Source organism: Halomonas salinarum (genome assembly GCF_012062845.1).
GTDB classification, from domain to species: domain Bacteria; phylum Pseudomonadota; class Gammaproteobacteria; order Pseudomonadales; family Halomonadaceae; genus Onishia; species Onishia salinarum.
In genome coordinates this window covers 301,166-325,730 of sequence record NZ_WWNB01000002.1, presented here as the reverse complement: position 1 = coordinate 325,730, position 24,565 = coordinate 301,166, and the positions used below count along the sequence as shown (strand labels likewise).

The following is a 24,565-nucleotide window of genomic DNA, read 5'->3' as shown; positions in this document are numbered from 1 at the left end:
GAACCACCCGATCCCATGCCGAACTCGGAAGTGAAACCGCTTAGCGCCGATGGTAGTGTGGAGTCTCTCCATGCGAGAGTAGGTCATCGTCAGGCACTTACACTGAAGAAACCCCGGCCCTTACAGGCCGGGGTTTTTTTATGGCTGGACGGTCGCGGCGCTCGAGGCGGGGGCCGGGGCGGCGTGATATCATTGCGCTCAAAAAAATCGCCCCGGTTGCGTCGCTGCAACCGGGGCGATGTGGTTCAGAACTGCTGGCGGCCATTGAACTCAATCGGTGGTGCTCTGGATTGAATGTTTCGGCTTGAAGGCCGAAGGGGCGCCTTTAGCGAACCAAGGCTTCCATGGCCTCGATCAGGCTGTCCATTTCATCATCGGTGCCGATGGAAATGCGCATGAAGTCACGCAGGGCCTCGGTGTTGAAGTGGCGAACCAGGATGCTGCGTTCGCGCAGACCCACGAATAACTGGGCGGCGTCATGGTCAGGGTGGTGCACCAGGAGGAAGTTGGCCTGGGAGGGCAGGACCTCGAAGCCGAGCTCCGTGAGGCGACGACGAGTCCGCTCGCGGGTGGTGATCACCTGCTCGCGACAAGCCTCAAAGTAGGCCTTGTCTTCCAGGGCAGCGATGCCGACAGCACTGGCGAGGCTGTCGACCGGATACGAGTTGAAGGAGTTCTTGATCCGCTCCAGGCCTTCGATCAGTTCTCGTGAGCCGATGGCATAGCCCAGGCGGAGCCCTGCCAGGCTTCTCGACTTCGAGAAGGTGCCGGTCACCAGCAGGTTGGGGTAATCCCCGATCAGCGGCACGGCGCTCTCACCGCCAAAGTCCACGTAGGCCTCGTCGATGAGTACCACGCATTCTGTGACGCGCTTGAGCAGATTGGCGATGGCATCGCGGTTATGGCCATGGCCGGTCGGGGCGTTGGGGTTGGCGAAGATGATGCCGCCGCTGCGAGCCTCGAAGACCTCGAGCGGCACCTGCCACTCATCACCCAGGGCCACGGTGCGATAGTTGACGCCATACAGCCGGCAATACACCGGGTAGAAGCTGTAACTGATGGCCGGCATCGACAATGGCTGCGGCTGGCGGAAGAAAGCCTGGAAGGCGAGGGCAAGCACCTCGTCGGAACCGTTGCCGACGAAGACCTGCTCGACCTCGACGCCATGCTCCTGAGCCAGTGCCTCACGCAGGGCACGAGAATCCGGATCCGGATACAAACGCAGATGGTCGACGGAGAACTCGCGTAGCACGTCCTCGACGCCGGGCGCCGGCGGATAGGGGTTCTCGTTGGTGTTCAGCTTGACCAGGCGCTCGCGCGGCTGCTCACCCGGGGTATAGGGCGTCAGCTCACTGACACCTGGGCTCCAGTACTTGCTCATGGGCACTCGCAGTTAAAGGGGAGATGGGACTTTGGTCATGGTGACGTGCCTTACGGCCCTTCGCAAGCGGTTGGCATGCTAGTGTTGCAGGGCTAATTCAGGAGCTTACGATGATTGCGCAGATTCTTGCCACTCTACTGCCGGTCTTTCTGATCGCCGGCTGCGGCACTCTCTACGGACGCTATCGCAGCCCGGACATTCGCGGCCTCAACACCCTCAATATGGAGCTGTTCGTGCCCATGTTGGTGTTCGCCGTGCTGGCCGACCAGCAGGCGCCACTGCAGGACTATGCGGCGCTCGCCCTGACTGCCGCATTGGTCGTGCTCGGTTCTGGCCTGGTGCTTTGGCCACTGGCTCGTTGGCTCAGGCTCGACCTGAAGACCTTCCTGCCACCGATGATGTTCAACAACTCGGGCAACATGGGGATTCCGCTGATCGTGCTGGCCTTCGGCGAGGAGGCGTTGCCCGCCGCGGTGGTGCTGTTCATCGTCGAGATGTTGCTGCATTTTTCGGTGGGGCTCTACATGTTGAGCCCTCACACTCCGCTGTGGCGGCTGCTGCGCATGCCCATCGTGTTGGCGAGTATCGCCGGCCTGGCCTTCAATCTTGGGGGTATACCGTTGCCGGGGTGGTTGCTCGAGGCCCTCGACATGCTCGGCGGTGTCTGCATTCCATTGATGCTGTTCGCCCTTGGCGTGCGCATGCTCGATATCGATTTCAGTGACTGGAAGACCGGGGTGCTGGGCGCCATTCTCTGCCCACTCAGCGGCTTGGTATTGGCGGCGCCGATGATCCTTTTGCTCGATCTTTCTGGCTTGCAGGCAGCGAGCCTGTGGGTATTCGCCGCGCTACCCCCGGCGGTGCTCAACTATCTGGTGGCCGAGCAGTATCGCCAGGAGCCTCATAAGGTCGCCTCTCTGGTGTTGATCGGCAACCTGGGCAGCCTGATCGTGATGCCGATCGTGCTCGGCCTGGTGTTCAGCTATCAGCTCGCCCCGGTCGGAGCCGGCTAGGTCGGTTCAGCCTTCCAGACGGGCGAGCTGCCGTTCAAGCTTGCCCATGGTGTTCAGCAGGTCGCGATATTCTCCTGTCGAAAGCGTTGTCACCAGTTCGGCCTCCCAGGCGTGCGCCTGGGGGATCAGCTCGCCGAGCATTTCCTCCCCTTCCCGAGTCAGGTGCAGATAGTGCACCCGCTGGTCCTGCGATGATTGGGTACGGCGGATCAGCGTTCTGCCTTCCAGCGACTGAATGGCCCTCGACACCTTGGCCTTGTCCATGCGGGTATGCTCACCGATCTGCTTGGCAGTGAGTTCCTCCCGATGGCTGAGCCAGGCCAGCACCCGCCACTCGGCGATGGTGATGCCAAAGCGCTCGCCATAGATCCTCGACAGTGCCTGACTTATCCGGTCCGCCAGGCTATTCAACCGATAGGGCAGGAACTGTCCGAGATCGAGTTCGTGGCGTTCATCGCGGTGGTCAGGAGCCTCGTGGGAAGCGTCAGGATCAGATGGCGAGTGAGGGGACATGGTCTGTCTCCTGTTGAGCGGTATCGAATGCGGCCGGCAGCGAGAGAGTGAAAGACAGCGACACCTCAGCGTCTTTTTGTGGCCCTTGGACAGCCATTATGCGTCATGCGAGTGCTTGCGAGAAAAGAATCAGATGAAATGATCTCGTAGTGGCTTCTATATAGGGATTTTTCGCTCTCTTGCGACTTTGGTGGAGGTTGAGTGGTGAGCTCGGCTGTGCTTTCATTTGTCCATATAGTTTCAAGTGAAACTAGTTGCCGGGGCTACTTGCATCTGGCAACGATCCCGAGATCAACACGAGGCCAGGAGCATGTCCGCGTCATCGAATAAGCTTTCCTACCAGAGCGGTTTTCGAAATCACTTCGCAACCGAAGCACTGCCCGGGGCGTTGCCAGAGGGGCAGAACTCCCCTCAGCGCTGCGCTTATGGTCTTTACGCCGAGCAGCTGACCGGCTCGGCCTTCACCTCGCCACGCCCGCAGAACCTGCGAAGCTGGTTGTACCGGATCCGCCCCTCGGTGTCGCAGGGCGCCTATCGTCGTTTGCCGGAAGGGCGCGTCGCCTCTGCGCCGCTGGCCGGCCACGCCGACCCCAACCAGATGCGTTGGGATCCGCTGCCACTACCCGCGTCACCCACCGATTTCGTCGCTGGCCTCGAGACACTCGCCGCCAATGGCGATGCTTCCGCCCAGGCCGGCTGTGGCGTGCATCTCTATGCCTGTAACCGGGACATGGTCGAGCGCTTCTTCTATGACGCCGATGGCGAACTCCTCATCGTGCCCCAGCTGGGTGGCCTGGTGTTGCGCACCGAGTTCGGTGTATTCGAGGTGGCGCCCGGCGAGATAGCGGTCATTCCACGTGGCATCAAGTTCCAGGTGCGTCTTGGTGACGCTGCCACCACCGCTCGGGGCTATGTCTGCGAGAATTATGGAAGCCCCCTGGAGCTACCTGGCCTCGGGCCCATCGGCGCCAATGGCCTGGCCAACCCGCGGGACTTCCTGACGCCGGTGGCGGCTTACGAGGAGGTCAGCGGCGACTTCGAGCTGGTGGCCAAGTTCGGCGGGGGCTTATGGAGCGCCTCACTGGATCATTCGCCACTGGATGTAGTGGCCTGGCATGGCAACTACGCGCCTTATAAGTATGACCTGGCACGCTTTAATACCGTCAACACGGTGAGCTTCGATCACCCGGATCCCTCGATCTTCACGGTGCTGACCTCGGTCTCGGATACGCCCGGCATGGCCAATCTCGACTTCGTGATCTTCCCGCCGCGCTGGATGGTCGCCGAGGACACTTTCCGCCCGCCGTACTTCCATCGCAACCTGATGAGCGAGTTCATGGGGCTCATCGAAGGGGTTTACGACGCCAAGGCGGAGGGCTTCGCCCCCGGCGGTGCCAGCCTGCACAACTGCATGTCACCTCATGGCCCGGATGCCGCGACCTTCGAAGCCGCAAGCACGGCCGAGCTTTCCCCGCAGTACCAGGGCGAGACCCTGGCCTTCATGTTCGAGAGCCGCTACGTCTTCCAGCCGACCGAGACGGCACTGGCCGCCGACTTCCGCCAGCGGGACTACGTCGATGTATGGAAAGACCTCGTCTCTCACTTTGATCCGACGGCGCCGTGAGTCGCCGTAGCTAACGCTCGCGACGATATGCGTCCCTTACCCATTCGCCACACTGATTGTCAGGACATTGCTTATGAAACTTGCCACCCTCAACACAGGCCGCGACGGTGAACTGATCGTGGTTTCCCGCGACCTTTCCCGAGCCGTGCGTGTCACCGATATCGCCGCCACCCTTCAGCAGGCTATCGAGGCCTGGGACACTCTCGCCCCGCGTCTCGAGGCGCGCTATACCGCCCTCAACGACGGCAATGCCGAGGATGCCTTCGCGCTGGACATGGCCAAACTGCATTCGCCGTTGCCGCGCACCTACCACTGGGCCGATGGCTCCGCCTATCTCAATCACGTGCAATTGGTGCGCCGTGCCCGCGGTGCCGAAATGCCTGACACCTTCTGGACAGACCCGCTGATGTATCAGGGCGGGGGCGACCACTTCCTGGCACCGACCGAAGACATCGAGGCGGTCAGCGAGGAACACGGCATCGATTTCGAGGGCGAGATCGCGGTGATCACCGACGACGTGCCCATGGCGGTCAGCCCGGAGGCGGCCGCTGGCCACATCAAGCTGATCATGCTGGTCAATGACGTCAGCCTGCGCGGCCTGATTCCCGGTGAGCTTGCCAAGGGCTTCGGTTTCTTCCAGGCCAAGCCGGCGTCGAGCTTCTCGCCGATTGCCGTGACTCCCGACGAGCTGGATGACGCCTGGCAGGGCGGACGCGTGCACCTGCCACTGAGCGTGCATCTCAACGGTGAGGCTTTCGGGGTGCCCGAAGCCGGACCGGACATGATCTTCGGCTTCCCCGAACTGGTCGCCCATGCTGCCCGTACCCGGCATCTTGGCGCCGGTGCCGTGATTGGTTCCGGCACCGTTTCCAACCCGGATGCCGATGGCGGCCCTGGCAAGCCGATGCGCGACGGCGGCGTGGGCTACAGCTGCCTGGCCGAAGTGCGCATGGTCGAGAAGATCCTGCACGACGAGGTGCGTACGCCCTTCATGCACTTTGGTGATCGGGTGCGCATCGAGATGTTCAACCGTGATGGCCAGAGCATCTTCGGTGCGATCGACCAGCAGGTCGTCGAGTATCGGCCGAAGTGAGGAGGCGTCATGACGCTATACGGTTACTATCGTTCGTCGGCGAGCTATCGGGTGCGTATCGCGCTTAACCTGAAAGGGCTCGATGTCGATCAGGTGGCGGTCAATCTGGCCGCCGGTGCGCAGCACGGGGAGGATTTTCAGGCTCTCAATGCGCAAAGAATGGTACCGGTACTCGAAACTGACGATGGCCTGCGCCTGACGCAATCGCTTGCGATCTGCGAGTATCTGGACGAGTGCTACCCCTCGACGCCGGCCCTGCTGCCGGCCGATGCTGCCGGTCGCGCGCGGGTGCGCGGGCTCGCCAGCCTGGTGGCAAGCGAAATCCATCCGCTCAACAACCTGCGGGTGCTCAAGTACCTGGTCGGTGAGCTCGAGCTGGATGAGCGAGCCAAGCTTGACTGGTACCGGCACTGGGTCGCGGAAGGCTTCGCGGCGTTTGAGGCCATGCTTGAAAGCGAGCAGACCGGGCAGTGCTGCCATGGCGACACGCCTACGCTTGCCGATATCTGTCTGGTGCCGCAGGTCTACAACGCCAAGCGCTTCGACTGCGATCTCAGCGCCTACCCTCGTCTTAGCGCCATCGCCGGGCACTGCCTTTCGCTTCCCGCCTTCGAGCAGGCTAGTCCGCCCCGCCAGCCCGATGCCTGCTGAGCGGAAGCCCCCCTCAGCGGAGTGAGAATCGTGGTGTGACGGCGGGTTATGAGACTCGCGCGAAGCAGGGTGAGAACCAGGCACTGCGGGAGGTCGACGGGAAAAACGCTGGGATAACCGATGGACAGTTGAATCTGCGCTAACGCTTGATGATTGCGTGACTGTCCGTCGGCGCTACTTGACGTTATGCTGTGGGACAACCGCCGCCGCCGCGGCGTGTGTCTCACAGCTAGGAGAAATACATGCAGATTAGGACGCTGCTGGCCGGGACCTTCATGCTTGCCTCCTTGGCAGGCTGTGCCACCGGTCAGATGGATCAGACTGGTGGTGAAGTCGTCGATGACACGGCCCTCTATGAGGGTACCCTGCCTTGCCGTAACTGCGCCGGCATCGATATTGATGTCGAGCTCGATGGCACTGAAAGTGGTGCTGCCGCTGAACGTACGTTCAGCCTGAACGCCAGCTATCGCGAGCATCCGCAGAATCCGCCGGACGAGACATACACCGGCCAGTGGAGCGTGCTCACTGGTACGCCGGTCGACCCCGAGGCTACCGTCTATGAACTGACGCCTCAGGGCGAGGGGCAGATCTACTACTTCCTCAAGCTTGATGCGGACACCCTGGAACTGATCGATCCTCAGCGTCGGCGTTTCCAGAACCGCGACATGCTGCAACTGCAGCGCCAAGACGCCAGCCAGTAAGTCCGGCAGCGTGATTGGCAGGTGAAGAGGCGGCCCTCGGGCCGCCTCTTTGCGTCTGACTCTTTCTGCGTCCGGCGTCTCATGTTCGTGCCCTCGGCGCATGCGTCGCATCAACGGGCCCGGCTGGTAGAATAGGTCTTTTAACCGGTGGAGCCTGGCATGGCCAAAGCGAAGAGTGCTTTCGTCTGCACCGAATGTGGTGCGGAATACCGCAAGTGGCAGGGCCAGTGCACCAGCTGTCGTGAGTGGAACACCTTGAGCGAGGTGCAGTTGGCACCGGCCCGCCCCGGTGCGTCGGCTAGCGCCAGTAGTGGTCGCAGTGGCTACGCTGGCGGCATTTCCCGGGACGTCACCGATCTGGCATCGGTGGATCTGAGCGAAGTGCCGCGGCTGTCGTCGACCTTTGGCGAGTTCGACCGGGTGTTGGGCGGCGGGCTGGTACCAGGATCAGCGGTGTTGCTGGGTGGCCACCCTGGTGCCGGCAAGTCGACTCTCTTATTGCAGACTGCCTGCAAGCTGGCACAAGAGCGCTCTTCGTTATATGTCACCGGCGAGGAGTCGCTGTCTCAGGTGGCGATGCGCGCTAACCGCCTGCAGTTACCGACGCAGGGCCTCAAGATGCTTGCCGAGACCAGTGTCGAGACGATCCTTGGCGTCGCCGAGCGCGAGCGTCCTGAAGTGCTGATCATCGACTCCATCCAGACCATGCACCTGGAGGATATCGCCTCGGCACCCGGCGGCGTGGCTCAGGTGCGCGAGTCCGCGGCGGCGCTGACCCGCTTCGCCAAGCAATCCAACACGGTGTTGCTGCTGGTTGGTCACGTCACCAAGGATGGCAGCCTGGCCGGGCCCAAGGTGCTCGAGCACATGATCGATGCCTCGCTGCTGCTCGAGGGCGATACCGATTCGCGCTTTCGCACCCTGCGCGGCCAGAAGAATCGCTTTGGTGCGGTCAACGAGCTCGGCGTCTTTGCGATGCTCGAGCACGGCCTGAAGGAGGTGAAGAACCCCAGTGCCATCTTCCTCTCGCGAAGCGAGGAGCAGGCCTCGGGCAGCCTGGTGATGGTAATCTGGGAGGGCACCAGGCCCATTCTGGTCGAGGTCCAGGCGCTGCTCGACGACTCGCCGCTGGGTAACCCACGGCGCATCGCAGTGGGCCTCGATGGCAATCGGTTGTCGATGCTGCTGGCGGTGCTGCACAAGCATGGCGGGCTCTTCACCGGCGACCAAGATGTCTTTCTCAACGTGGTCGGCGGGGTCAAGGTGCTGGAGACCAGCGCCGATCTGGCCGTGCTGCTGGCGGTGGTCTCGAGCCTGCAGAATCGCCCGCTTCCCCGGGAGCTTGTAGTATTCGGTGAGGTTGGCCTTTCCGGCGAAATCCGCCCGGTGCCCAGTGGCCAGGAACGTATCATCGAGGCTGCCAAACACGGTTTCACCCGCGCCATCGTGCCGCGCGGCAATGCCCCCAAGACCTCGCCGGCCGGCATGGAAGTGGTCGCCGTCGACAAGCTGGCCGATGCCCTCGAGGCGCTGTGATGACCGGCGAGACAACAAGAACGTCTTCAACAAGGAGATCGTGATGAGCGCGATTCGTCTGACCCAATACAGCCACGGTGCTGGCTGCGGCTGCAAGATAGCCCCCGATGTGCTCGATGGTATTCTCGCCAAGGCAGGGCCTGGCATCAGCCATTCGCAGCTGATCGTGGGTAACCAGGGACGTGAGGACGCTGCCGTCTATGATCTGGGCGATGGGCGCGGCATGATCGCTACCACCGATTTCTTCACACCGATTGTCGATGATCCCTTCGATTTTGGCCGGATTGCCGCCACCAATGCCATCAGCGACGTCTATGCCATGGGCGGCAATCCGGTGATGGCGCTGGGCATCCTCGCTTGGCCACTGGATAAGCTCGGTGCCCATATCGCCGGTGATGTGGTCGCCGGTGCCCAGGCGGTGTGCCGTGAGCACGGCATGGCGCTTGCCGGTGGGCACTCGATCGATTCCTCGGAGCCGATCTTCGGCCTGGCCGTCAACGGCCTGGTCGATCTCGAGCATCTGACCCTCAACAAGGGGGCCGAGGTGGGCGACCTTCTCTATCTGACCAAACCGCTTGGTGTGGGTCTTCTGACGACTGCCGAGAAGCAGGGGTTGGTCAAGCCGGGTCACCAGGGTCTCGCGCGGGAGACCATGCTCGCTTCCAACCGGGCCGGTGCCGATTTCGCCAAGATCCAGGGCGTGCATGCCATGACCGACGTCACCGGCTTTGGGCTTGCCGGCCATCTGATCGAGATCTGCGAGGCCAGTGGCGTGGCCGCGCGTCTCGACTACAAGCGGTTGCCGCGCCTTGCCGAGGCTGAGCACTACCGGCGTATGGGCGCCGTCCCCGATGGCACCCGGCGTAATCACGCGGCATTGGGCGAACGGCTGCCGGTCATGGACGAGGCTCACTGGCAGTGGCTCTGTGACCCTCAGACATCCGGCGGGTTGCTGCTCTCGGTGCACCCCTCCTGGGCCGATGATGTCGAGCGTGTCGGCCGAGCCCATGGTCTGAGCCTGTCTCCCTGCGGCGAAGTCGTTGCCACTAACGGCTCCTCTCGCCTTGAGGTAAGGGGATGAGACTGCCCCTGGTCGACCCAAGCCTTGATCTGTTGCATAACCGCCGACGCCTGATCGACGTGCGAGCGCCGGTGGAGTTCGCCCAGGGGAGTCTGCCTGGAGCGGTCAACCTGCCGCTGATGGATAACGAGGAGCGCCACCGGGTCGGTATCGCCTATGCGGAGCAGGGCCAGGACGCCGCTATTGCGCTAGGCAAGCAACTGGTTGACGGGGGCATCAAGCGTGCCCGTATGACCGCCTGGCAGCAGGAAATTGCAGCCCATCCGGATGCGCTTATCTACTGTTTTCGCGGTGGGCTGCGCTCCGAGACTGCCCAGCAGTGGCTATGGGAGGCCGGCATCGAGCGACCGCGGATTCGCGGGGGCTGGAAGGCCATGCGCAAGCTGATCTGCAATCATGTCGATGCGGCCAGCGAACGCCCGATGCTGGTGATCAGTGGCTTGACCGGTTCGGCCAAGACACCGCTGATCAACAACCTCGAACAGGGGCTCGATCTGGAGGGCTGTGCCCGGCACAAGGGCTCGGCCTTTGGTCGTCATCCGCTGCCCGCCCCCTGTCAGATCGACTTCGAGCACGCCATGGGCATGGGCCTTCTGAATCAGCAACAGCCGCAGGGACCGACGGTGGTCGAAGACGAATCACGTCATATCGGCGCAGCCAATGTGCCGTTGATCTTCTGGCGTGGCATGGAAAAGGCACCGCGGGTTCGCGTCGAAATGCCGCTGGACTGGCGGCTGGCGCAGATCCGCAAGGACTACATCGACGATCTATGGACGCTGTATCAGCGCCAGTACGGCGATTGGTTGGGGTGGGCCCTGATGCGCAAACAGCTTTCCACGGCGCTTGTCCGCCTGCGCAAGCGCCTGGGCCTTGCGCGGCTGCAGCGTCTGCAGCGCCTGCAGACGCTGGCGTTTCGCGAGCATGAGCGTGGCAACCGTCATGCGCATGAGGCCTGGCTGGGGCCACTTCTCACTGAATATTATGATCCGCTGTATCGTTACCAGCTTGAAAAGCACCCACAGACCTTTCTGCATGTGGGCGACTGGGACAGCTGCCTGGCGTTCGCCAGAGACTGGTCAGCGCGCCACGCTGCGTAACCATTGCACCATCAACCGATCGAGCAAGGCCGCCTGACGATCCACGCGTCGCGTATCTTCACGTATCGCCTCGGCTGCCTGCACGTAGGGGCCCTCCAGAAGGCTGGCGCCTGCCTCGGTCTGTGCGTCGAGATGCTCGAAGAGGGCCGCGATGCTGGCGTCGGTGGCCTCCAGATGGCACTGCAGGGCCACGACGCGTCCACGGTCCCAGGCGAAGCCCTGCAGCGGGCTCGCCTCGCTGCTGCCCAGCGGCAGGGCATCATCGGGCAAGCCGAAGATATCCCGGTGCCAGCTGAAGGCCTCGAAGGTCTCGGGCAGGTCGAATGGGCTCTCTGGGGCAAGTTCGATGCGCTGCCAGCCAAGCGCGTGATAGGTGCCACGGGAGACGATGGCGCCCAGACCCTCGGCGATCAGGCGAGCCCCCAAGCCGACGCCAAGCACTGGCTTGCCGCTCTTCAACGCCCGGGTCAGCAGCTTCTTCTCGCGGGAAAGCCAGGGGTAAGTCGCGGTATCATCCACGGCCAGGTCGCCATCGAGCAGTATCAGGGCATCACAATCCTCTAGGCGCGGTGGTGACTCATCGGCATAGAGATGGCAGGTGTTGTGGCTGTGGCCCATGCTGTCCAGCCAGTCGGCAAAGCGGGCTGGGCCAAGCCCGGCGGCATGCTGAATAAAGTAGGTATGCATGTCGCCATGATGACCGGGCGAGGGTCAGGGCGTCCAGCGCTTGGCATGCCAGCGTTCCATGGCAGACCAGTTCGCCATGACCAGTTCAGCATGGTCAGTTCGACACGGTCAGTTCGACACGGTCAGTTCGACACGGTCAGTTCGACACGGTCAGTTCGACACGGTCGGTTCGACACGGTCGGTTCGACACGGTCAGTTCGACACAAGTACCGCGGCATCGTTATCAGACCCAGGCATCATGATAAGTGGAGGGCGCCATGGCGAGCAGCGCCGTGCTGGAACAGATCTATACCATTGTTGCCCAGATTCCCGAGGGGCGTGTTACCACCTATGGCAGCGTGGCCAAGATGACCGAGGGCGCCACCGCGCGCATGGTCGGCGGCGCCATGCGCCATCTGCCCGAGGGTCATGGCCTGCCCTGGCATCGTGTGATCAATGCCACCCGGCGCGTCACCGAGCACGGCGGCGCCGTTCGGCAGCGTGAAAAGCTACGCGCCGAAGGGGTGGTGTTTGATGCGCGGGGCAAGGTGCCGGCCGAGCTGCTCTGGCCCTGAAGCAAGTCTTGGGCGGTCTTGCCGATATACGTTCTGACCTTCATACGTACTTGCGTACTTACTTTCAATCTTGCGTGTTTTCTTTTCTACCTGATGTGGGGAGACTCAATGACTCAGCTCGCCGGTGGCTTCAATGACCGCCTGAAGAATCTCGACGCCCGTCGCCGGCTGGCCTTCATGGCCGCCCTCGGCGAGCGGCTGATGCCCAACTACGCCCTCTATGCAGACCATGCCGAGGTAGGCGACCCGGCGGCGCTGCGCAGCATTCTGGCGCTGGTCTGGGAGCATCTGACGGTAAAGGGCGCCAAGATCGACTTCGATCGCCAGGCCGAGAAGCTCGCCGAACTCGAGCCGCCGACCGATGATGACAGCTTCGGCGCGCGGCGTGCTCTGGAGGCGGTGATGGCGGTCTCGGCGATGCTCGACACCCTGCGTGGCGAGGCGCCCGAGGCGGTGCTGGAAGTCAGCCGTGCCTCACTCAGCGGTGTGCGTGCCTTCATCGAAGTCAGCGAAGGCGAAGAGGACGCCACGCGGTTGGCCGCACTCATCCGCGAACATGAGCTGATGGCAGATGAGCGCGACTTTCAGGATGCGGTGCTGGAGACGGTCGAAGAGGGCGAGCTTGATCGCGACGCCCTGAAGAAGCTCAAGGTCCTGGGGCGCAACGAGGGGGTCAGCAATCTGGGATTGACCCTGGACTAAGGTGTTGCCGGGAAAGCCCCGGTGCTCACCGGCTTATCAGAAGGCGCCGGTGTCGGCGTCGCGAGTCATCAGAAACCGCAAGGCTGAGGCTAGAAGCGCAGCCCGCCATTGACCATCGCGCCGGCGGTGCCGAAGAGTAAGACATCGGCTTCGAAGCGGCGCCAGCGCGCGCCGATGGTCGGCAGAATCGCCGGGGCCACGCCCAGGCTGTTGTAGGCGATCTTGTCTTGCTTGTCGCCGTCATAGCCGCGTATGCCACCGGCGGTGAGCTTGGCGCGCACCTCCAGGTTTTCCCGGGGCTGCCAGAGAGGAAACTCACGACCCGCATAGAAGTACCAGATCGGCTGGTCGAAGGAGTTCTTCAGCCAGGCCGTGCCGGCGAACCAGCGGTCGGGGTTGTGCAACTCAATCCCGATCAGGTTCTGCTGGTCGTTGTACTCCTCATCGTCCTCGTTGGTCTTGTAATGCGTGGTCACGAGGCTTGACTGCACCAGGCCGTGATCGTATTCGAAGAAGCCGTTGGCCTGGGCCCAGGAGGGGGCGAGCAGGCTCGCCAGTAGCAGTGCCGGCAGCAGGCGACGTGACGCTAGGTGATGACCGGTTCGGCTCACAGCCTCATCTCGATACCCTGGTCCGCCATGTAACGCTTGGCATCGGGAATGCTGTATTCACCGAAGTGGAAAATGCTGGCGGCGAGTACCGCATCGGCACGGCCCTTGGTCACCCCTTCGACCAGATGATCGAGGGTGCCGACGCCGCCCGACGCGATCACCGGCACGCATACCGCGTCTGAAATGGCGCGGGTCAGCTCGTTGTCGAAGCCGATCTTGGTACCGTCACGGTCCATGCTGGTCAGCAGCAGTTCGCCGGCGCCCAGTTCCACCATCTTCTTGGCCCATTCCACCGCATCCAGGCCGGTCGGCTTGCGCCCGCCATGGGTGAAGATTTCCCAGCGTGGCGTCTCGCCTTCGGCCGATACCTGCTTGGCGTCGATGGCCACCACGATGCACTGGCTGCCGAAGCGCTGTGTGGCTTCAAACACGAACTCGGGGTTATGCACGGCGGCGGTATTGATCGAGACCTTGTCGGCACCTGCGTTGAGCATGGTGCGGATATCCTCGCAGCTGCGGATGCCGCCGCCGACGGTCAGTGGAATGAACACTTCACCGGCAATCCGCTCGACCATATCAACGGTGGTGCCGCGGTCTTCGTGGCTCGCCGTGATGTCGAGGAAGGTGATCTCGTCGGCGCCCTGCTGGTTATAGCGCTTGGCGATCTCTACCGGGTCGCCGGCATCGCGGATGCCGACAAAGTTGACACCCTTGACCACGCGACCGGCGTCGACGTCGAGACAGGGAATGATGCGTTTGGCGAGTCCCATGAGTCAGATCCCTGCTTATTGAGAAGTGTCGGCAGCGCCGGAGAGTTCGTCGCAGAGGCGCTGAGCCTCGGCGAGATCCAGGCTGCCCTCATAGATGGCGCGACCGGTGATGGCGCCGAGGATGCCATCGCCTGCGACCTTGGCCAGCGCGCGCAGATCCTCGAGATCAGTGACGCCACCCGACGCGATCACCGGCAGGCCGCCGTGGCGGGCAAGCTCGGCGGTGGCTTCGACGTTGACGCCCTGCATCATGCCGTCGCGGGCGATGTCGGTGTAGACGATCGAGGACACGCCATCATCGGCGAAGCGCTTGGCCAGGTCGGTGGCCTTGATGGTGGAGACCTCGGCCCAGCCGTCAGTCGCCACGTAGCCGTCGCGGGCATCCAGGCCGACGATGATCTTCCCCGGGAAGGCGCGGCACATCTCGGTGACGAAGTCCGGCTCCTTGACCGCCTTGGTGCCGATGATCACGTGTGACACCCCGGCGTTCAGGTAGTGCTCGATTGTGGCCGCGCTGCGGATGCCGCCACCGATCTGGATCGGCAGGTCCGGGTAGGCGCGGGCGATGGCCGTGACCGCCTCGCCGTTGACCGGTTCGCCCTCGAAGGCGCCGTTGAGATCGACCAGGTGCAGGCGTCTGGCGCCCGCCTCGACCCAACGGGCCGCCATGGCCACCGGATCATCGCCGTAGGTGGTGGAGTCATCCATCCGACCCTGCTTCAAGCGAACGCACTTGCCGTCCTTGAGATCAATGGCGGGAATTACCAGCATGTCGTGTCCTCGTGGGCGCCTTGTGGGGCGCATGATTCTTGTCGGTGCGTATCGGGGCGGGCGGCGCCCGCCCCGTTCTGGCGTCATGGGACGCCATCAGTCAAAGCAGGCCTTTGCTCAGGGCGCCCACTGCACGAAGTTTTCGAGCAGGCGCAGGCCCGCCGCCGAGCTCTTCTCGGGGTGGAACTGTGTCGCGAAGACCGGCCCGCGACCCACGGCGACATGGGCCGTGATGCCGCCGTACTCGGTGGTGCCGAAGACATCGGCGTCTTCGGCAGCATCAACGTAGTAGCTGTGCACGAAATAGAAGCGCTCGCCGTCTTCGATGCCGTTCCACAGCGGGTGGTCATGGCGCTGGGTCAGGCGATTCCAGCCCATGTGCGGCACCTTGAGGCGCTCGCCATTGGCATCGCGCATGTCGGTAGGAAAGCGCCGCACGCTGCCCGGCAGGAATCCCAGGCAGGCCACGCCGTCATTTTCCTCACTCTCGTCGAGCAGCATCTGCTGGCCGACACATATTCCCAGCAGCGGCTTGTCGCCGCTGGTCAGCAGTTCCTGAACCAGGCCCTTGACCTGGCTACGCTCAAGCTCGCCCATACAGTCGCGGATCGCCCCCTGACCGGGCAGCACCAGCCGGGTAGCGCCACGAATACGGCGGGCATCACGGGTCACCACGATGTTCTCGTGGGTGACGTGCTCGAGCGCCTTGGCGACGCTGTGCAAATTGCCCATTCCATAATCGATGACGGCAATGGTCATGCTGCGCTCCTTGTCAGTGAGTGGCCGAGTGAATGGCCTGAGAGGCGAAGGGGGATCATCATGCCATCATGACAGCTTACAGGCTGCCTTTGGTGGATGGCATCTGACCCGCCATGCGCGGATCTTCGGCGGTGGCCATGCGCAGGGCGCGGCCGAAGGCCTTGAAGATCGTCTCGGCCTGGTGGTGGGCGTTGAAGCCTTTCAGGTTGTCGATATGCAGCGTGACCTGGGCATGATTGACGAAGCCCTGGAAGAACTCCCAGAACAGCTGGGTATCCAGTTGACCGAGACTTCCACGCGTAAATTCCACGTTCATGAATAGCCCCGGGCGTCCGGAGAAGTCCACGACCACGCGGGAAAGCGCTTCGTCCAGCGGTACATAGGCATGGCCATAGCGATAGATGCCACGCTTGTCGCCGATGGCCTGAGCAAAGGCCTGGCCAAGGGTGATGCCCAGATCCTCGACGGTATGGTGCGCATCGATGTGCAGGTCACCTACTGCCTTGATGTCCAGGTCGATCAGGCCATGGCGGGCCACTTGGTCGAGCATGTGGTCGAGGAAGTGTATGCCTGTCTCGCAATTAAGCTCACCCTTGCCATCGAGATTCACGCTGACCGTGATCTGCGTTTCCTTGGTGTCTCTGGAAACCGTGGCGGTACGCTGGGTCATGGTGGCATTACTCCTGCGCTGGGCGCATTGCGATGAAACGTCGTCGGGCGACGGGGGTCGAGCCCGCCATTATAGTGAATCGCGCCCCCCATCCGCTACAATGCGGGTATTGTCAGGTTGTCCCGTTAACCAAGGAGAAACGTCGATGCCGGTTACCCTGCACAAGGTTGGCAAGGCCGAGTGGGAACGGGATACGCAGCTTGCTCTGGATCTTTCCCGCATCTATGCCGATGTTTCGGCGGAGCGACTGCCGTTCCCGGCGGATGACTATATTCGCGATCAGCTCGAACGACAGGGTACCTTCTGCTGTGCCCGCTTCAATGATCGCTTGCTGGGGGCCGTGGCGATGAACGTCGTCGATGAGGCCTGGTGGCTATCGAACCTCTGCGTTCGCAAGACCACCCGGCGCCGTGGGGTGGCGTCCCGGCTGGTAACGCTGATCTGCCAGGACGCCTATCGAGATGGCTACCTGCTGCGCGTCGCGGCCTCCACGTTGCTGCTTGGCGACGAGTTGCTGCTCAAGAGGATGGGCTTCAAGCTGGTTGCTGGTGGAGAACACTACGAATTGGACCCCAAGGCTTCACTAGGAGGTAAAGGATGAGAGCACTGTTACGAACACTGCTAGCAGTGGTAGGGATACTTGGCTTGGTAGTGGTGGGTGCAGTGGTCTACATCACGACCTTCTTCGACCCTGAAGATTTGAAGCCACACCTGGTAGAGGTAGTGCGCGATCAGAGTGGCCTTGAGCTGACGCTGGATGGGCCGCTGACCTGGTCCTTCTACCCGCGACTGGGGCTAAGCGTTGCCGATGCACAAGCGCGCTTGCCTGATCAGCCCGCCAATGAGCAGGCCTTCTTGGCCTTTGATCAGGCCGAGGTCAGCTTGGCCTTCTCGACGCTGCTCTCCGGTCAGGTGGCCATCGATGGCCTGAGTCTCGATGGCATGCGCCTGAACCTCAAGCGAGACGATGAGGGACTCGGCAACTGGCAGACACTGCTTGATCGGCTTGAGCGTCAGCAGGAACTGGCCGCCATTGAGGCCGAAGCCAAACCGGCTGCCGCCGAGGCAGAAGCAGGCGGCGAGACAACTGACAATGCTGCCAACACAGCCTCCAACGAGAGCGGCAGTGAATCATCTACCTCGCAACTGCCAGGCGACCTGGGTGGCAAGAACGGCGTGGCCGTGGCGCTCGATATCGCGCGTGTCGACATTACCGACGGCAGCATTCGCTATTCTGATCGCCAGAGCGGTCAGACCTGGCACATCGATTCGCTCAATATCAGTGGCAGTAACGTCAATCCTGCCAAGCCCTTTCCGCTCAAGGCTGACTTCGCCCTGTCCTCGTTCCTGATTCCCGAGGGGCAGTCGCGTGAAGCCGACGCTCAGTGGGTAAGCCAGGTGAAACTCGACAGCCAGGTAGAGCTCGGTCTCGACGATGGCCGCTACGTGCTGAGCAATCTCAAGCTTGATACCACCACTCAGCTGGCCGGTGCCGACGGTAAGCAGCAGAAGGCCAACCTGCGCTTCCCGAGCCTTGAGGCCAATATAGGAACCGGCCGCTATGTGCTAGAGGACGGCCAACTGGAGGCCAGCCTGTCTCACCCGTCGCTTGGCGAGAAGTCGCTGCCGCTGACACTGACGTTTGCTGCCGATGCTGACCTCGAGGCGCAGACCCTGCGCATCAGCGAATGGCAACTCAGTGGAGAAGACAGCCTGAAGCTTGGTGGCAATCTGTATGTCGAACAGCTGCTTGAGGCGCCGCAGTATCGTGGTCAGTTGGCGCTTGAGCCGCTGTCGCTGCGCACCTGGCTCGAGCGTCTGGACAGCCTGCCTGAAACGGCCGATGACGCTGCGCTCGGTAGCCTTGCTCTGACCAGCCCGCTGGAAGGTGATCTCGAACGTGTCAGCCTGCCAAGCCTTAACCTGACGCTGGATGACACCACTCTGAGTGGTTCGCTCTCCGCCGGCCTCGATGGCCGCTCGCTGGCACTCGACCTGCAGGGCGACGTGCTGAACCTTGATCGCTATCTGCCGCCGGTCGAAGAGGGCAACGACAATGCACAGGCAAGTGCCGAGGGTGGGGACGCCGTTGGTGCGGCGAGCCAGGCGGGGGTCGCTGCGGTCAGCGAAGCCGGCGGCGAACTGGTGCCGGCGGCGACGCTCAAGTCCCTGAGCCTCGACGCGGATATCGCCCTCGAGCGGCTCACTGTCAAGAACATGGACCTTGAGCAGGTCGTACTCAAGGCGCGTGGCAGCAATGGCCAGCTGCGTCTGGAGCAGTTCGATGCGCGCTTCTTTGACGGGACGCTTGCCGCGAGCGCCGGGCTCGACCTGCGCGAAACGCCGCTGCGCTGGCGCTTTACCCCGACGGTCAAGGACGTGTCCGCCGAGCCCTTCCTCGCCGCACTGACCGGGGAAGCGTCTCCGCTGCGCGGCAAGCTCAACCTCAACGGCGAGCTGACGACCCGTGGCAATAGCGCCGCCGAGCTGCCTGCGCGGCTCAACGGGCAGCTGAGTACCCGCATCAACGATGGTGCGGTGCTGGACGTCAACGTCTCGGAGGAGTTGTGCACCGCCGTGGCGCTGCTCGAAGGCAAGCAGACCAGTCGCGATTGGCGTCCCGACACGCGCTTCGACAGCGCAAGCGCCACCCTCAATATCCGTAATGGCGAAGTGCGCAACGATGATCTGGATATCAGCATTCCCGGCATTCAGGTGACCGGCGAAGGCAAGGTGGGCCTGGTCGATAAGCGCTTTGATTATCGCGCCGCGGCCCGCTTCGTGGATACCGCCGACGCCGCCTGTGAGGTCAACCCGCGCTTGACCAAGGTGCCGCTACCGGTGCGCTGCGAAGGCAGCCTGTCCGGCGCGCCTGCCGACTGGTGCCGCTTCGATCGCGGCGCCTTCCGCGACGCAGTGACCAACCTCGCTCGCCAGGAGATCGAAGAAAAGGCCAGCGAAGAGGTCCAGAAACGTCTCGACGAGGCGCTGGAAGGGGTCGATGAACGCATCGGCGAAGATGCCTCCGGGGAACTTCGTAACGCTCTCAAGGGTCTATTCAACTAGTCGTGAGCCTCGGTGAGCTCGGTGAGCTCGGTGAGTAAGCCGAGGTCCATGACCAGTCGTTTCATGCAAGCCTTTATTGCGCCGACCTGACCGTCGGCGCTTTTTTATGGCCGCCTGTTTGATGGCCATCCGGGCGGTTTTTTGTGCGTGGCCCCGGCCACTCGCTACCATGTCGCTCCTGCCGGGTTCGTCCATTACCGTTGACGTTTTAACATGCGTGCCAACTGGCCACCTCGTCCACTCCTGCAAGCAGTGCCGACCATGACCGATATCCCCGAGGCCATAGAGCCGATCGACCTCTCACCCGACGAGTTCCAGCGCCGCCTGATGGCCTGGTTCGATGAGTATGGCCGCAAGACGCTGCCCTGGCAGCACAACACCACGCCCTATCGGGTCTGGGTCTCCGAGATCATGCTGCAGCAGACGCAGGTGGCCACGGTGATTCCCTACTACGAACGCTTCATGGAGCGCTTTCCCGACGTGAACGCCCTGGCCAGTGCCTCTCAGGACGAGGTGCTGCATCTGTGGACTGGGCTCGGCTACTACGCCCGCGGCCGCAATCTGCACAAGGCCGCCCAGATGGTCGTGGACGCGCATGGCGGCGAGTTTCCTGTGCATAGCGTCGAGGCCATGGCCGCGCTGCCCGGTATCGGCCGCTCCACCGCGGGTGCCATCATCAGCATCAGCACCGGCGAGCGCGCGGTCATCCTCGATGGCAACGTCAAGCGCGTGCTGACACGCCTGCACGCCGTTGAGGGCTGGCCAGGGCGTCCCAGGGTCGAGCGCCCGTTGTGGGCGCTCGCCGAGCGTTACACGCCCCATGAGCGCCTTTCTGATCACACACAGGCGATGATGGACCTGGGGGCCACCCTATGCCGGCGCGGCAGCCCCAGCTGCCTGCTGTGCCCCTTTGAGGACGTCTGCCTGGCCCATGCCCGCAACCAGGAGAAACGCTTCCCCGAATCCAAACCCAAGAAGGCGCTGCCCGAACGCTCGACCATCATGTTGCTGCTGCACGACGAAACCGGTCGCGTATTGCTTCAACAGCGTCCTGCAGTGGGCCTGTGGGGCGGTCTGTGGTGTTTCCCCCAGTTCGATGACGCTGAGGCTCTCACGGCCTGGCTGGACGCTCATGCGCCGGATGCCGAACTGGCGACGGCCTGGGACGCCTTTAACCACACCTTCAGCCACTTTCGCCTGTCCATCACCCCGCAGCCTGCCCGTAGCCGACAGGCTGCCGTGACCGAAGGCGGGGGCCTCTGGTATAACCCCAGCGAGCCCGCCAGTATTGGCCTGGCCGCGCCGGTCAAGGCGCTGCTAGAGTCGCTGGCACGACTCGCCACCTCATCCATACAGCAAGACCCGGAGTGATCCCATGAGCCAGACCGTGTTCTGCCGCAAGTATCAGCAGGAGCTCGAAGCCCTGCCGTTTCCGCCGCTACCCGGCCAGAAGGGTCAGGAGATCCAGGCCAACGTGTCCAAGCAGGCCTGGGAAGAGTGGCAGGCGTTGCAGACTCGCCTGATCAACGAGAAGCATCTGAGCATGCTTGATCCCAAGACCCGCGAGTACCTGATGGAGCAGATGGAGCTTTTCCTGGACAACCGCGATACCGATCAGGCCGAAGGCTACGTGCCGCCCAGCCAGTGAATTTTGGGGATTCCATCTCTTTGAAAGAAAAAGGGTTGACGGGCGGAAAGCTTTCTAGTTAAATACGTCCTCGTTGGCACGGGCCAGATAGCTCAGTCGGTAGAGCAGGGGATTGAAAATCCCCGTGTCGGGGGTTCGATTCCCTCTCTGGCCACCATCTGCTGGGGTATAGCCAAGTGGTAAGGCACCGCTTTTTGGTAGCGGCATTCGCAGGTTCGAGTCCTGCTACCCCAGCCATTGCCAACCCAGATTCAGTAGCATCATCTGGCACTTGTGGCGAGTTGCACCTGCCGGCATAGCTCAGTTGGTAGAGCAACTGACTTGTAATCAGTAGGTCCCGGGTTCGACTCCTGGTGCCGGCACCATTAAAGTTGCAGCAAGCTCAAGACGTTAGATATGAAGAGGTCGCCCATCGAGGCGGCTTTTTTGTGTGCGCGCAATAAAACCATCCCTCCACAAGCGCCCACTATCCACACCTGCCTTGTCTCAATTCCCCTTGTGGAGGACGTTTCCTCCATATTGTCCCCCTATCTGGTGCGATGAATGGCCTAGCGTGTGTCCTGCCTGCCCTCAAAACGAACACAGCCCGTTCTTTCTATCAGCACCGCTGTAAGCCTAGCGTATCGCTCCGGGAGGCTTGAGCGTTGAGCGCCCGCTCTTGAGCATAGGGCGTATCTCATGGCTCTATTGTGCATAGTTCTTTGGTGGTGGGGCGTCTCAATGAGGAAAGTGTGCAGTAAACTGGCATCAGGCCCTTCACCGTGAGATGCGCGCCCGCGGCACCGCTCACTGTCATTGTTAAGGAGAATCGCTCTATGCATTTTGTGCCTCGTTTCACCGACGGTCAGGATTTTCCCTATGCACTCGGAAAGATCGTGTGCGTGGGCCGCAACTATGCCGAGCATGCCAAGGAGATGGACAGCCCGGTGCCCGATTCGCCGCTATTTTTCATCAAGCCGGCTACCGCAGCAGTGCCGCTGAAGAACCCGATTTCAATCGAGCCCTCTCGCGGCGAGGTCCACTTCGAGACCGAACTGGCATTGTTGATCAGCCAGACACTGACCGATGCGAGCCCGGAGGAGGCCGAGCAGGCAGTTGCCGGCATAGGGCTGGCGCTTGATCTGACGCTGCGCCAGGTGCAGACCGAACTCAAGGAAAAGGGCCATCCCTGGGAAGTCGCCAAGGCCTTCGATGGCGCCTGCCCGCTGTCGCAGTTTCTTCGCCTGAGCGGCCCGCTGGATTGGTCGAACCTGACCTTCTCGCTGGATATCGACGAGGAGCGCCGCCAGACTGGCCACGCCAAGGATATGTTGTTCCCGATTCCTGAACTGCTGGCCGAGATGAGCCGTCACTTCACGCTCGCGCCTGGCGATGTGGTGATCACCGGCACGCCGGCCGGGGTAGGGCCACTGCCACGAGATGCCAGCCTGCACTTCGAGCTCAACGACTGGCTCGAACTCGATACCCGCGTCGCGCCCTGAATCGATGGCGCTGCCTTTGCGCTGAAGGCAAGCCTGTAAGAGATACGACACCGCCCCGCCAGGTAGCTGGTGGGGCGGTGTGGTTTGTAGCCCTGTGTGTCGGTGTGATGCCAAGGCGCGCCGACGTGATCACCCCAGGTAGGTATAGCTCTCGAGTCCTGCATGCAGGTCATCGAGGAAGGCCCGACGCTGAGCCTCTGGCAGGCCACTGGCCTCGAGCTGGCGGCTTAGCTTGCGGCGCAGCACCTCAGCATCGAAGTTGACGTAGCCGAGTACCTTGGCCACGTCATCACCAAGGATCGGTTCGGAGAGTATCCAGTTGCCGTTTTCATCCAGTGCGGCGTCCACCGAGTCGGTATCGCCAAACAGGTTGTGCAGGTCGCCGAGGATCTCCTGATAGGCGCCGACCAGGAAGAAGCCCAAGAGCTTTTCTTCGTCGTGCTGCCAGTCCGGTAGTGGCAGGGTGGCCTCGACGCCCTGGCCGTCGACGTAGCTGTCGATGCGGCCGTCGCTGTCGCAGGTGATGTCCTGCACCACGGCGCGGCGGGTCGGCTGCCGGTCGAGCCCCGAAAGTGGCAGCACCGGGAATATCTGCTGAATGCCCCACACATCGGGCACCGATTGGAACAGTGAGAAGTTGACGAACAGCTTGTCGGCGAGCTTCTCGGCCAGCTCATCGAGGATCTCTCGGTGGGCGCGGTTGCGGGCATCGAGCTGGCCGCGCAGCCGGCCACAGGCGGCGAAGTAGACGGCTTCGCCTTCGGCACGAGCGGAGATGTCGGCAAGGCCCAGCACGAAGCGGTCATGCAGCTCGGCCATCGCCTGGGCCAGGTCATGGTAGGCCTCGACCAGCCCGCGGGGCTCCTGGCTCGCTGAGAGCTGGTCATGCACTCGCCACAGTTCCTTGACTTCACCGTCCTGCGAGGCGCGCGCCGAAGGCGGCGCGTCACCGATGCGCTCTTCGCCGATCACGTTGGTGATCAGTACCGCGTGATGGGCGGTCAGGGCGCGGCCGGACTCGGAGATCAGATGCGGGTGGGGCAGGCCCTCGGCGTCGCAGGCCTGGCGAAAGGCGGCCACCACGTTGCCGGCGTACTCGCGCATTGAATAGTTGATCGAGCACTCGCTTCTGGAACGGGTACCTTCGTAGTCGATGCCGAGACCGCCGCCGACATCGACGGTATCGACCGGCGCGCCGAGTTCGCGCAGGCTCTGGTAGAAGCGGGCGCATTCGCGCAGGCCGCGTTGGATGTCACGAATGTTGGCGATCTGCGAGCCCAGATGGAAGTGCACCAGTTGTAGGCTTTCCAGGAAATCGGCCTCGCGCAGCCGCTCGACCACGCCGAGGATCTGGCTGGCGGTGAGGCCGAACTTGGATTTCTCACCGCCGGTGTTCTGCCACTTGCCCTTGCCCACCGAGGCTAGACGGGCGCGCAGGCCGATGCGCGGCGTCACCTCGAGTCGCTTGGCCTCCTCGAGGATCATCTCCAGCTCGGAGAACTTCTCGACCACCAGATAGACCTTGTGGCCAAGCTTTTCACCCATCAGTGCCAGGCGCACGTACTCGCGGTCCTTGTAGCCGTTGCAGACGATCAGCGAGGGGCCGTCGCCGGAAAGGGCGAGCACTGCAAGCAGTTCCGGCTTGCTGCCGGCCTCAAGCCCGACCCGGCCGCGACCGCGCTCCTGGGTGGCGAGGATCTCCTCGACCACGCGGCGCTGCTGGTTGACCTTGATCGGATAGACCGCGGTGTAGCCGCCGCTGAAATCCTCATCCTGCATCACGTGATCGAAGGCCGCGCACAGCTGCTCGACCCGGTCATGGAGGATGTCGGTGAAGCGGACCAGCACCGGCAGGCGTAGGCCCGCCTTGCGCAGTTGGTCGGTCAGGCCGTCCAGCGGCAGGCTGGGGCCATCCACTTCGCTTCCCAGCGGGCGCACCAGGGCGTGGCCCTGATCATCGACGTCGAAGTAGCCGCTGCCCCACTGATCGATGTTGTAGGTGCGGCGTGCCTTGGCGGCGGGTGAGGTCATGTCGCTCTCCTGAGCTGGCCTGAGCCGGCGCGATGACGGAAACGGAGCCGCATTATGCCGCGGGGCAGTGCGACTGTCAGTGGCCTGCGGCATCTGCGAGCAACGGGCCGGCACGAGGTAAGCAC

24 protein-coding genes, 3 tRNA genes and 1 rRNA gene are annotated in these 24,565 nt (G+C 62.7%); 19 read left to right on the top strand and 9 right to left on the bottom strand.

Going from position 1 to position 24,565, the window contains the following annotated elements:
* Positions 1–95: ribosomal RNA gene (rrf, locus tag HF027_RS03035) — 5S ribosomal RNA — on the top strand; the annotation flags it as partial.
* A gap of 230 nt (positions 96–325) precedes the next feature.
* Here rrf and hisC read toward each other — a convergent pair.
* Complete coding sequence (gene hisC, locus HF027_RS03030) at positions 326–1,381, bottom strand: histidinol-phosphate transaminase (RefSeq protein WP_168012732.1); 1,056 nt, start codon at positions 1,379–1,381, stop codon at positions 326–328.
* Positions 1,382–1,491: 110 nt separating this feature from the next.
* On the opposite strand from hisC, the gene HF027_RS03025 reads away from it, so the two are divergent.
* Complete coding sequence (locus HF027_RS03025; protein ID WP_168012730.1) at positions 1,492–2,394, top strand: AEC family transporter; 903 nt, start codon at positions 1,492–1,494, stop codon at positions 2,392–2,394.
* Between the two features lie 6 nt (positions 2,395–2,400).
* Here HF027_RS03025 and HF027_RS03020 read toward each other — a convergent pair whose 3' ends face one another.
* On the bottom strand, positions 2,401–2,907 hold the full coding sequence (locus HF027_RS03020; protein ID WP_168012728.1) for a MarR family winged helix-turn-helix transcriptional regulator: 507 nt from the start codon (positions 2,905–2,907) through the stop codon (positions 2,401–2,403).
* Positions 2,908–3,217: 310 nt separating this feature from the next.
* On the opposite strand from HF027_RS03020, the gene hmgA reads away from it, so the two are divergent.
* From hmgA to mnmH, 7 genes are all read left to right on the top strand, one after another.
* On the top strand, positions 3,218–4,531 hold the full coding sequence (gene hmgA, locus HF027_RS03015; protein ID WP_168012726.1) for a homogentisate 1,2-dioxygenase: 1,314 nt from the start codon (positions 3,218–3,220) through the stop codon (positions 4,529–4,531).
* Positions 4,532–4,604: 73 nt separating this feature from the next.
* The gene (locus HF027_RS03010; RefSeq protein ID WP_168012724.1) at positions 4,605–5,624 is read left to right on the top strand and encodes a fumarylacetoacetate hydrolase family protein; all 1,020 of its coding nucleotides are present in this window, start codon (positions 4,605–4,607) and stop codon (positions 5,622–5,624) included.
* A gap of 9 nt (positions 5,625–5,633) precedes the next feature.
* Positions 5,634–6,275 carry a maleylacetoacetate isomerase gene (maiA, locus tag HF027_RS03005; RefSeq protein WP_168012722.1) on the top strand — a complete coding sequence of 214 codons (642 nt, stop codon included), beginning with the start codon at positions 5,634–5,636 and terminating at the stop codon, positions 6,273–6,275.
* A 242-nt stretch (positions 6,276–6,517) separates the two neighbouring features.
* Positions 6,518–6,976: a copper resistance protein NlpE N-terminal domain-containing protein gene (locus HF027_RS03000; RefSeq protein ID WP_168012720.1), complete on the top strand. Its 459-nt coding sequence runs from the start codon at positions 6,518–6,520 to the stop codon at positions 6,974–6,976.
* A gap of 159 nt (positions 6,977–7,135) precedes the next feature.
* Complete coding sequence (gene radA / locus HF027_RS02995) at positions 7,136–8,512, top strand: DNA repair protein RadA (RefSeq protein WP_168012718.1); 1,377 nt, start codon at positions 7,136–7,138, stop codon at positions 8,510–8,512.
* Positions 8,513–8,555: 43 nt separating this feature from the next.
* On the top strand, positions 8,556–9,593 hold the full coding sequence (selD, locus tag HF027_RS02990) for a selenide, water dikinase SelD (RefSeq protein WP_168012716.1): 1,038 nt from the start codon (positions 8,556–8,558) through the stop codon (positions 9,591–9,593).
* A complete protein-coding gene (gene mnmH / locus HF027_RS02985) occupies positions 9,590–10,690 on the top strand; it encodes a tRNA 2-selenouridine(34) synthase MnmH (RefSeq protein WP_168012714.1) in 1,101 nt (366 codons plus the stop codon). Before selD ends, mnmH begins: the two co-directional genes overlap by 4 nt.
* Here the strand turns inward: mnmH and HF027_RS02980 are convergent.
* Positions 10,670–11,377: a type 1 glutamine amidotransferase gene (locus HF027_RS02980; RefSeq protein WP_168012712.1), complete on the bottom strand. Its 708-nt coding sequence runs from the start codon at positions 11,375–11,377 to the stop codon at positions 10,670–10,672. The two genes, mnmH and HF027_RS02980, sit on opposite strands and share 21 nt — an antisense overlap.
* A 257-nt stretch (positions 11,378–11,634) precedes the next feature.
* Here HF027_RS02980 and HF027_RS02975 point away from each other — a divergent pair, with 257 nt between their 5' ends.
* Both HF027_RS02975 and HF027_RS02970 read left to right on the top strand, forming a co-directional pair.
* The gene (locus HF027_RS02975; RefSeq protein ID WP_168012710.1) at positions 11,635–11,931 is read left to right on the top strand and encodes an MGMT family protein; all 297 of its coding nucleotides are present in this window, start codon (positions 11,635–11,637) and stop codon (positions 11,929–11,931) included.
* A 108-nt stretch (positions 11,932–12,039) separates the two neighbouring features.
* Complete coding sequence (locus tag HF027_RS02970; protein ID WP_168012708.1) at positions 12,040–12,633, top strand: YjaG family protein; 594 nt, start codon at positions 12,040–12,042, stop codon at positions 12,631–12,633.
* Positions 12,634–12,722: 89 nt separating this feature from the next.
* On the opposite strand, the gene HF027_RS02965 is transcribed toward HF027_RS02970, so the two are convergent.
* The 5 genes from HF027_RS02965 to hisB form a co-directional block, all read right to left on the bottom strand.
* On the bottom strand, positions 12,723–13,244 hold the full coding sequence (locus HF027_RS02965; RefSeq protein ID WP_168012706.1) for a hypothetical protein: 522 nt from the start codon (positions 13,242–13,244) through the stop codon (positions 12,723–12,725).
* Positions 13,241–14,014 carry an imidazole glycerol phosphate synthase subunit HisF gene (gene hisF / locus HF027_RS02960; protein ID WP_168012704.1) on the bottom strand — a complete coding sequence of 258 codons (774 nt, stop codon included), beginning with the start codon at positions 14,012–14,014 and terminating at the stop codon, positions 13,241–13,243. The genes HF027_RS02965 and hisF overlap by 4 nt, the downstream gene beginning before the upstream one ends.
* 15 nt (positions 14,015–14,029) lie before the next feature.
* Positions 14,030–14,785 carry a 1-(5-phosphoribosyl)-5-[(5-phosphoribosylamino)methylideneamino]imidazole-4-carboxamide isomerase gene (gene hisA / locus HF027_RS02955; protein ID WP_168012702.1) on the bottom strand — a complete coding sequence of 252 codons (756 nt, stop codon included), beginning with the start codon at positions 14,783–14,785 and terminating at the stop codon, positions 14,030–14,032.
* A 117-nt stretch (positions 14,786–14,902) separates the two neighbouring features.
* Positions 14,903–15,544 (bottom strand): imidazole glycerol phosphate synthase subunit HisH, encoded by a 642-nt coding sequence (gene hisH, locus HF027_RS02950; RefSeq protein WP_168012700.1) that lies wholly within the window; start codon positions 15,542–15,544, stop codon positions 14,903–14,905.
* A 76-nt stretch (positions 15,545–15,620) separates the two neighbouring features.
* Complete coding sequence (gene hisB, locus HF027_RS02945; protein ID WP_168012698.1) at positions 15,621–16,214, bottom strand: imidazoleglycerol-phosphate dehydratase HisB; 594 nt, start codon at positions 16,212–16,214, stop codon at positions 15,621–15,623.
* 145 nt (positions 16,215–16,359) lie between these two features.
* Between hisB and HF027_RS02940 the strand changes: the two genes are divergently transcribed.
* The 8 genes from HF027_RS02940 to HF027_RS02905 all read left to right on the top strand — a co-directional run bounded on the left by HF027_RS02940 (position 16,360) and on the right by HF027_RS02905 (position 22,409).
* On the top strand, positions 16,360–16,815 hold the full coding sequence (locus tag HF027_RS02940; RefSeq protein ID WP_168012696.1) for an acetyl-CoA sensor PanZ family protein: 456 nt from the start codon (positions 16,360–16,362) through the stop codon (positions 16,813–16,815).
* Positions 16,812–19,280 (top strand): AsmA family protein, encoded by a 2,469-nt coding sequence (locus HF027_RS02935; RefSeq protein WP_168012694.1) that lies wholly within the window; start codon positions 16,812–16,814, stop codon positions 19,278–19,280. The genes HF027_RS02940 and HF027_RS02935 overlap by 4 nt, the downstream gene beginning before the upstream one ends.
* Positions 19,281–19,541: 261 nt before the next feature.
* A complete protein-coding gene (gene mutY / locus HF027_RS02930) occupies positions 19,542–20,651 on the top strand; it encodes an A/G-specific adenine glycosylase (protein WP_168012692.1) in 1,110 nt (369 codons plus the stop codon).
* A 4-nt stretch (positions 20,652–20,655) separates the two neighbouring features.
* A complete protein-coding gene (locus HF027_RS02925) occupies positions 20,656–20,928 on the top strand; it encodes an oxidative damage protection protein (RefSeq protein WP_168012690.1) in 273 nt (90 codons plus the stop codon).
* An 81-nt stretch (positions 20,929–21,009) separates the two neighbouring features.
* A tRNA-Phe gene (locus HF027_RS02920) sits at positions 21,010–21,085 on the top strand.
* A gap of 5 nt (positions 21,086–21,090) precedes the next feature.
* A tRNA-Gln gene (locus HF027_RS02915) sits at positions 21,091–21,165 on the top strand.
* A gap of 52 nt (positions 21,166–21,217) precedes the next feature.
* A tRNA-Thr gene (locus tag HF027_RS02910) sits at positions 21,218–21,293 on the top strand.
* A gap of 450 nt (positions 21,294–21,743) precedes the next feature.
* Positions 21,744–22,409, top strand: a complete 666-nt coding sequence (locus HF027_RS02905) for a fumarylacetoacetate hydrolase family protein (protein WP_168012688.1) — start codon at positions 21,744–21,746, stop codon at positions 22,407–22,409.
* A 129-nt stretch (positions 22,410–22,538) separates the two neighbouring features.
* On the opposite strand, the gene speA is transcribed toward HF027_RS02905, so the two are convergent.
* Entirely contained in the window at positions 22,539–24,440 is a 1,902-nt protein-coding gene (gene speA, locus HF027_RS02900; protein ID WP_168012686.1) for a biosynthetic arginine decarboxylase, read from the bottom strand.
* Positions 24,441–24,565: the final 125 nt, after the last annotated feature.

What these genes read in the sequence shown, in the direction of transcription:
- HF027_RS02905 (WP_168012688.1), top strand. Translation starts at nt 21,744, where the DNA reads ATGCATTTTGTGCCTCGTTTCACCGACGGTCAGGATTTTCCCTATGCA.
- HF027_RS03020 (WP_168012728.1), bottom strand. Translation starts at nt 2,907, where the DNA reads ATGTCCCCTCACTCGCCATCTGATCCTGACGCTTCCCACGAGGCTCCT.
- HF027_RS03010 (WP_168012724.1), top strand. Translation starts at nt 4,605, where the DNA reads ATGAAACTTGCCACCCTCAACACAGGCCGCGACGGTGAACTGATCGTG.
- HF027_RS02980 (WP_168012712.1), bottom strand. Translation starts at nt 11,377, where the DNA reads ATGCATACCTACTTTATTCAGCATGCCGCCGGGCTTGGCCCAGCCCGC.
- mnmH (WP_168012714.1), top strand. Translation starts at nt 9,590, where the DNA reads ATGAGACTGCCCCTGGTCGACCCAAGCCTTGATCTGTTGCATAACCGC.
- speA (WP_168012686.1), bottom strand. Translation starts at nt 24,440, where the DNA reads ATGACCTCACCCGCCGCCAAGGCACGCCGCACCTACAACATCGATCAG.
- HF027_RS03000 (WP_168012720.1), top strand. Translation starts at nt 6,518, where the DNA reads ATGCAGATTAGGACGCTGCTGGCCGGGACCTTCATGCTTGCCTCCTTG.
- selD (WP_168012716.1), top strand. Translation starts at nt 8,556, where the DNA reads ATGAGCGCGATTCGTCTGACCCAATACAGCCACGGTGCTGGCTGCGGC.
- HF027_RS03025 (WP_168012730.1), top strand. Translation starts at nt 1,492, where the DNA reads ATGATTGCGCAGATTCTTGCCACTCTACTGCCGGTCTTTCTGATCGCC.
- radA (WP_168012718.1), top strand. Translation starts at nt 7,136, where the DNA reads ATGGCCAAAGCGAAGAGTGCTTTCGTCTGCACCGAATGTGGTGCGGAA.
- hisH (WP_168012700.1), bottom strand. Translation starts at nt 15,544, where the DNA reads ATGACCATTGCCGTCATCGATTATGGAATGGGCAATTTGCACAGCGTC.
- HF027_RS02925 (WP_168012690.1), top strand. Translation starts at nt 20,656, where the DNA reads ATGAGCCAGACCGTGTTCTGCCGCAAGTATCAGCAGGAGCTCGAAGCC.
- HF027_RS02970 (WP_168012708.1), top strand. Translation starts at nt 12,040, where the DNA reads ATGACTCAGCTCGCCGGTGGCTTCAATGACCGCCTGAAGAATCTCGAC.
- hmgA (WP_168012726.1), top strand. Translation starts at nt 3,218, where the DNA reads ATGTCCGCGTCATCGAATAAGCTTTCCTACCAGAGCGGTTTTCGAAAT.
- mutY (WP_168012692.1), top strand. Translation starts at nt 19,542, where the DNA reads ATGACCGATATCCCCGAGGCCATAGAGCCGATCGACCTCTCACCCGAC.
- hisC (WP_168012732.1), bottom strand. Translation starts at nt 1,381, where the DNA reads ATGAGCAAGTACTGGAGCCCAGGTGTCAGTGAGCTGACGCCCTATACC.
- hisF (WP_168012704.1), bottom strand. Translation starts at nt 14,014, where the DNA reads ATGGGACTCGCCAAACGCATCATTCCCTGTCTCGACGTCGACGCCGGT.
- HF027_RS02975 (WP_168012710.1), top strand. Translation starts at nt 11,635, where the DNA reads ATGGCGAGCAGCGCCGTGCTGGAACAGATCTATACCATTGTTGCCCAG.
- HF027_RS02940 (WP_168012696.1), top strand. Translation starts at nt 16,360, where the DNA reads ATGCCGGTTACCCTGCACAAGGTTGGCAAGGCCGAGTGGGAACGGGAT.
- hisB (WP_168012698.1), bottom strand. Translation starts at nt 16,214, where the DNA reads ATGACCCAGCGTACCGCCACGGTTTCCAGAGACACCAAGGAAACGCAG.
- HF027_RS02935 (WP_168012694.1), top strand. Translation starts at nt 16,812, where the DNA reads ATGAGAGCACTGTTACGAACACTGCTAGCAGTGGTAGGGATACTTGGC.
- maiA (WP_168012722.1), top strand. Translation starts at nt 5,634, where the DNA reads ATGACGCTATACGGTTACTATCGTTCGTCGGCGAGCTATCGGGTGCGT.
- hisA (WP_168012702.1), bottom strand. Translation starts at nt 14,785, where the DNA reads ATGCTGGTAATTCCCGCCATTGATCTCAAGGACGGCAAGTGCGTTCGC.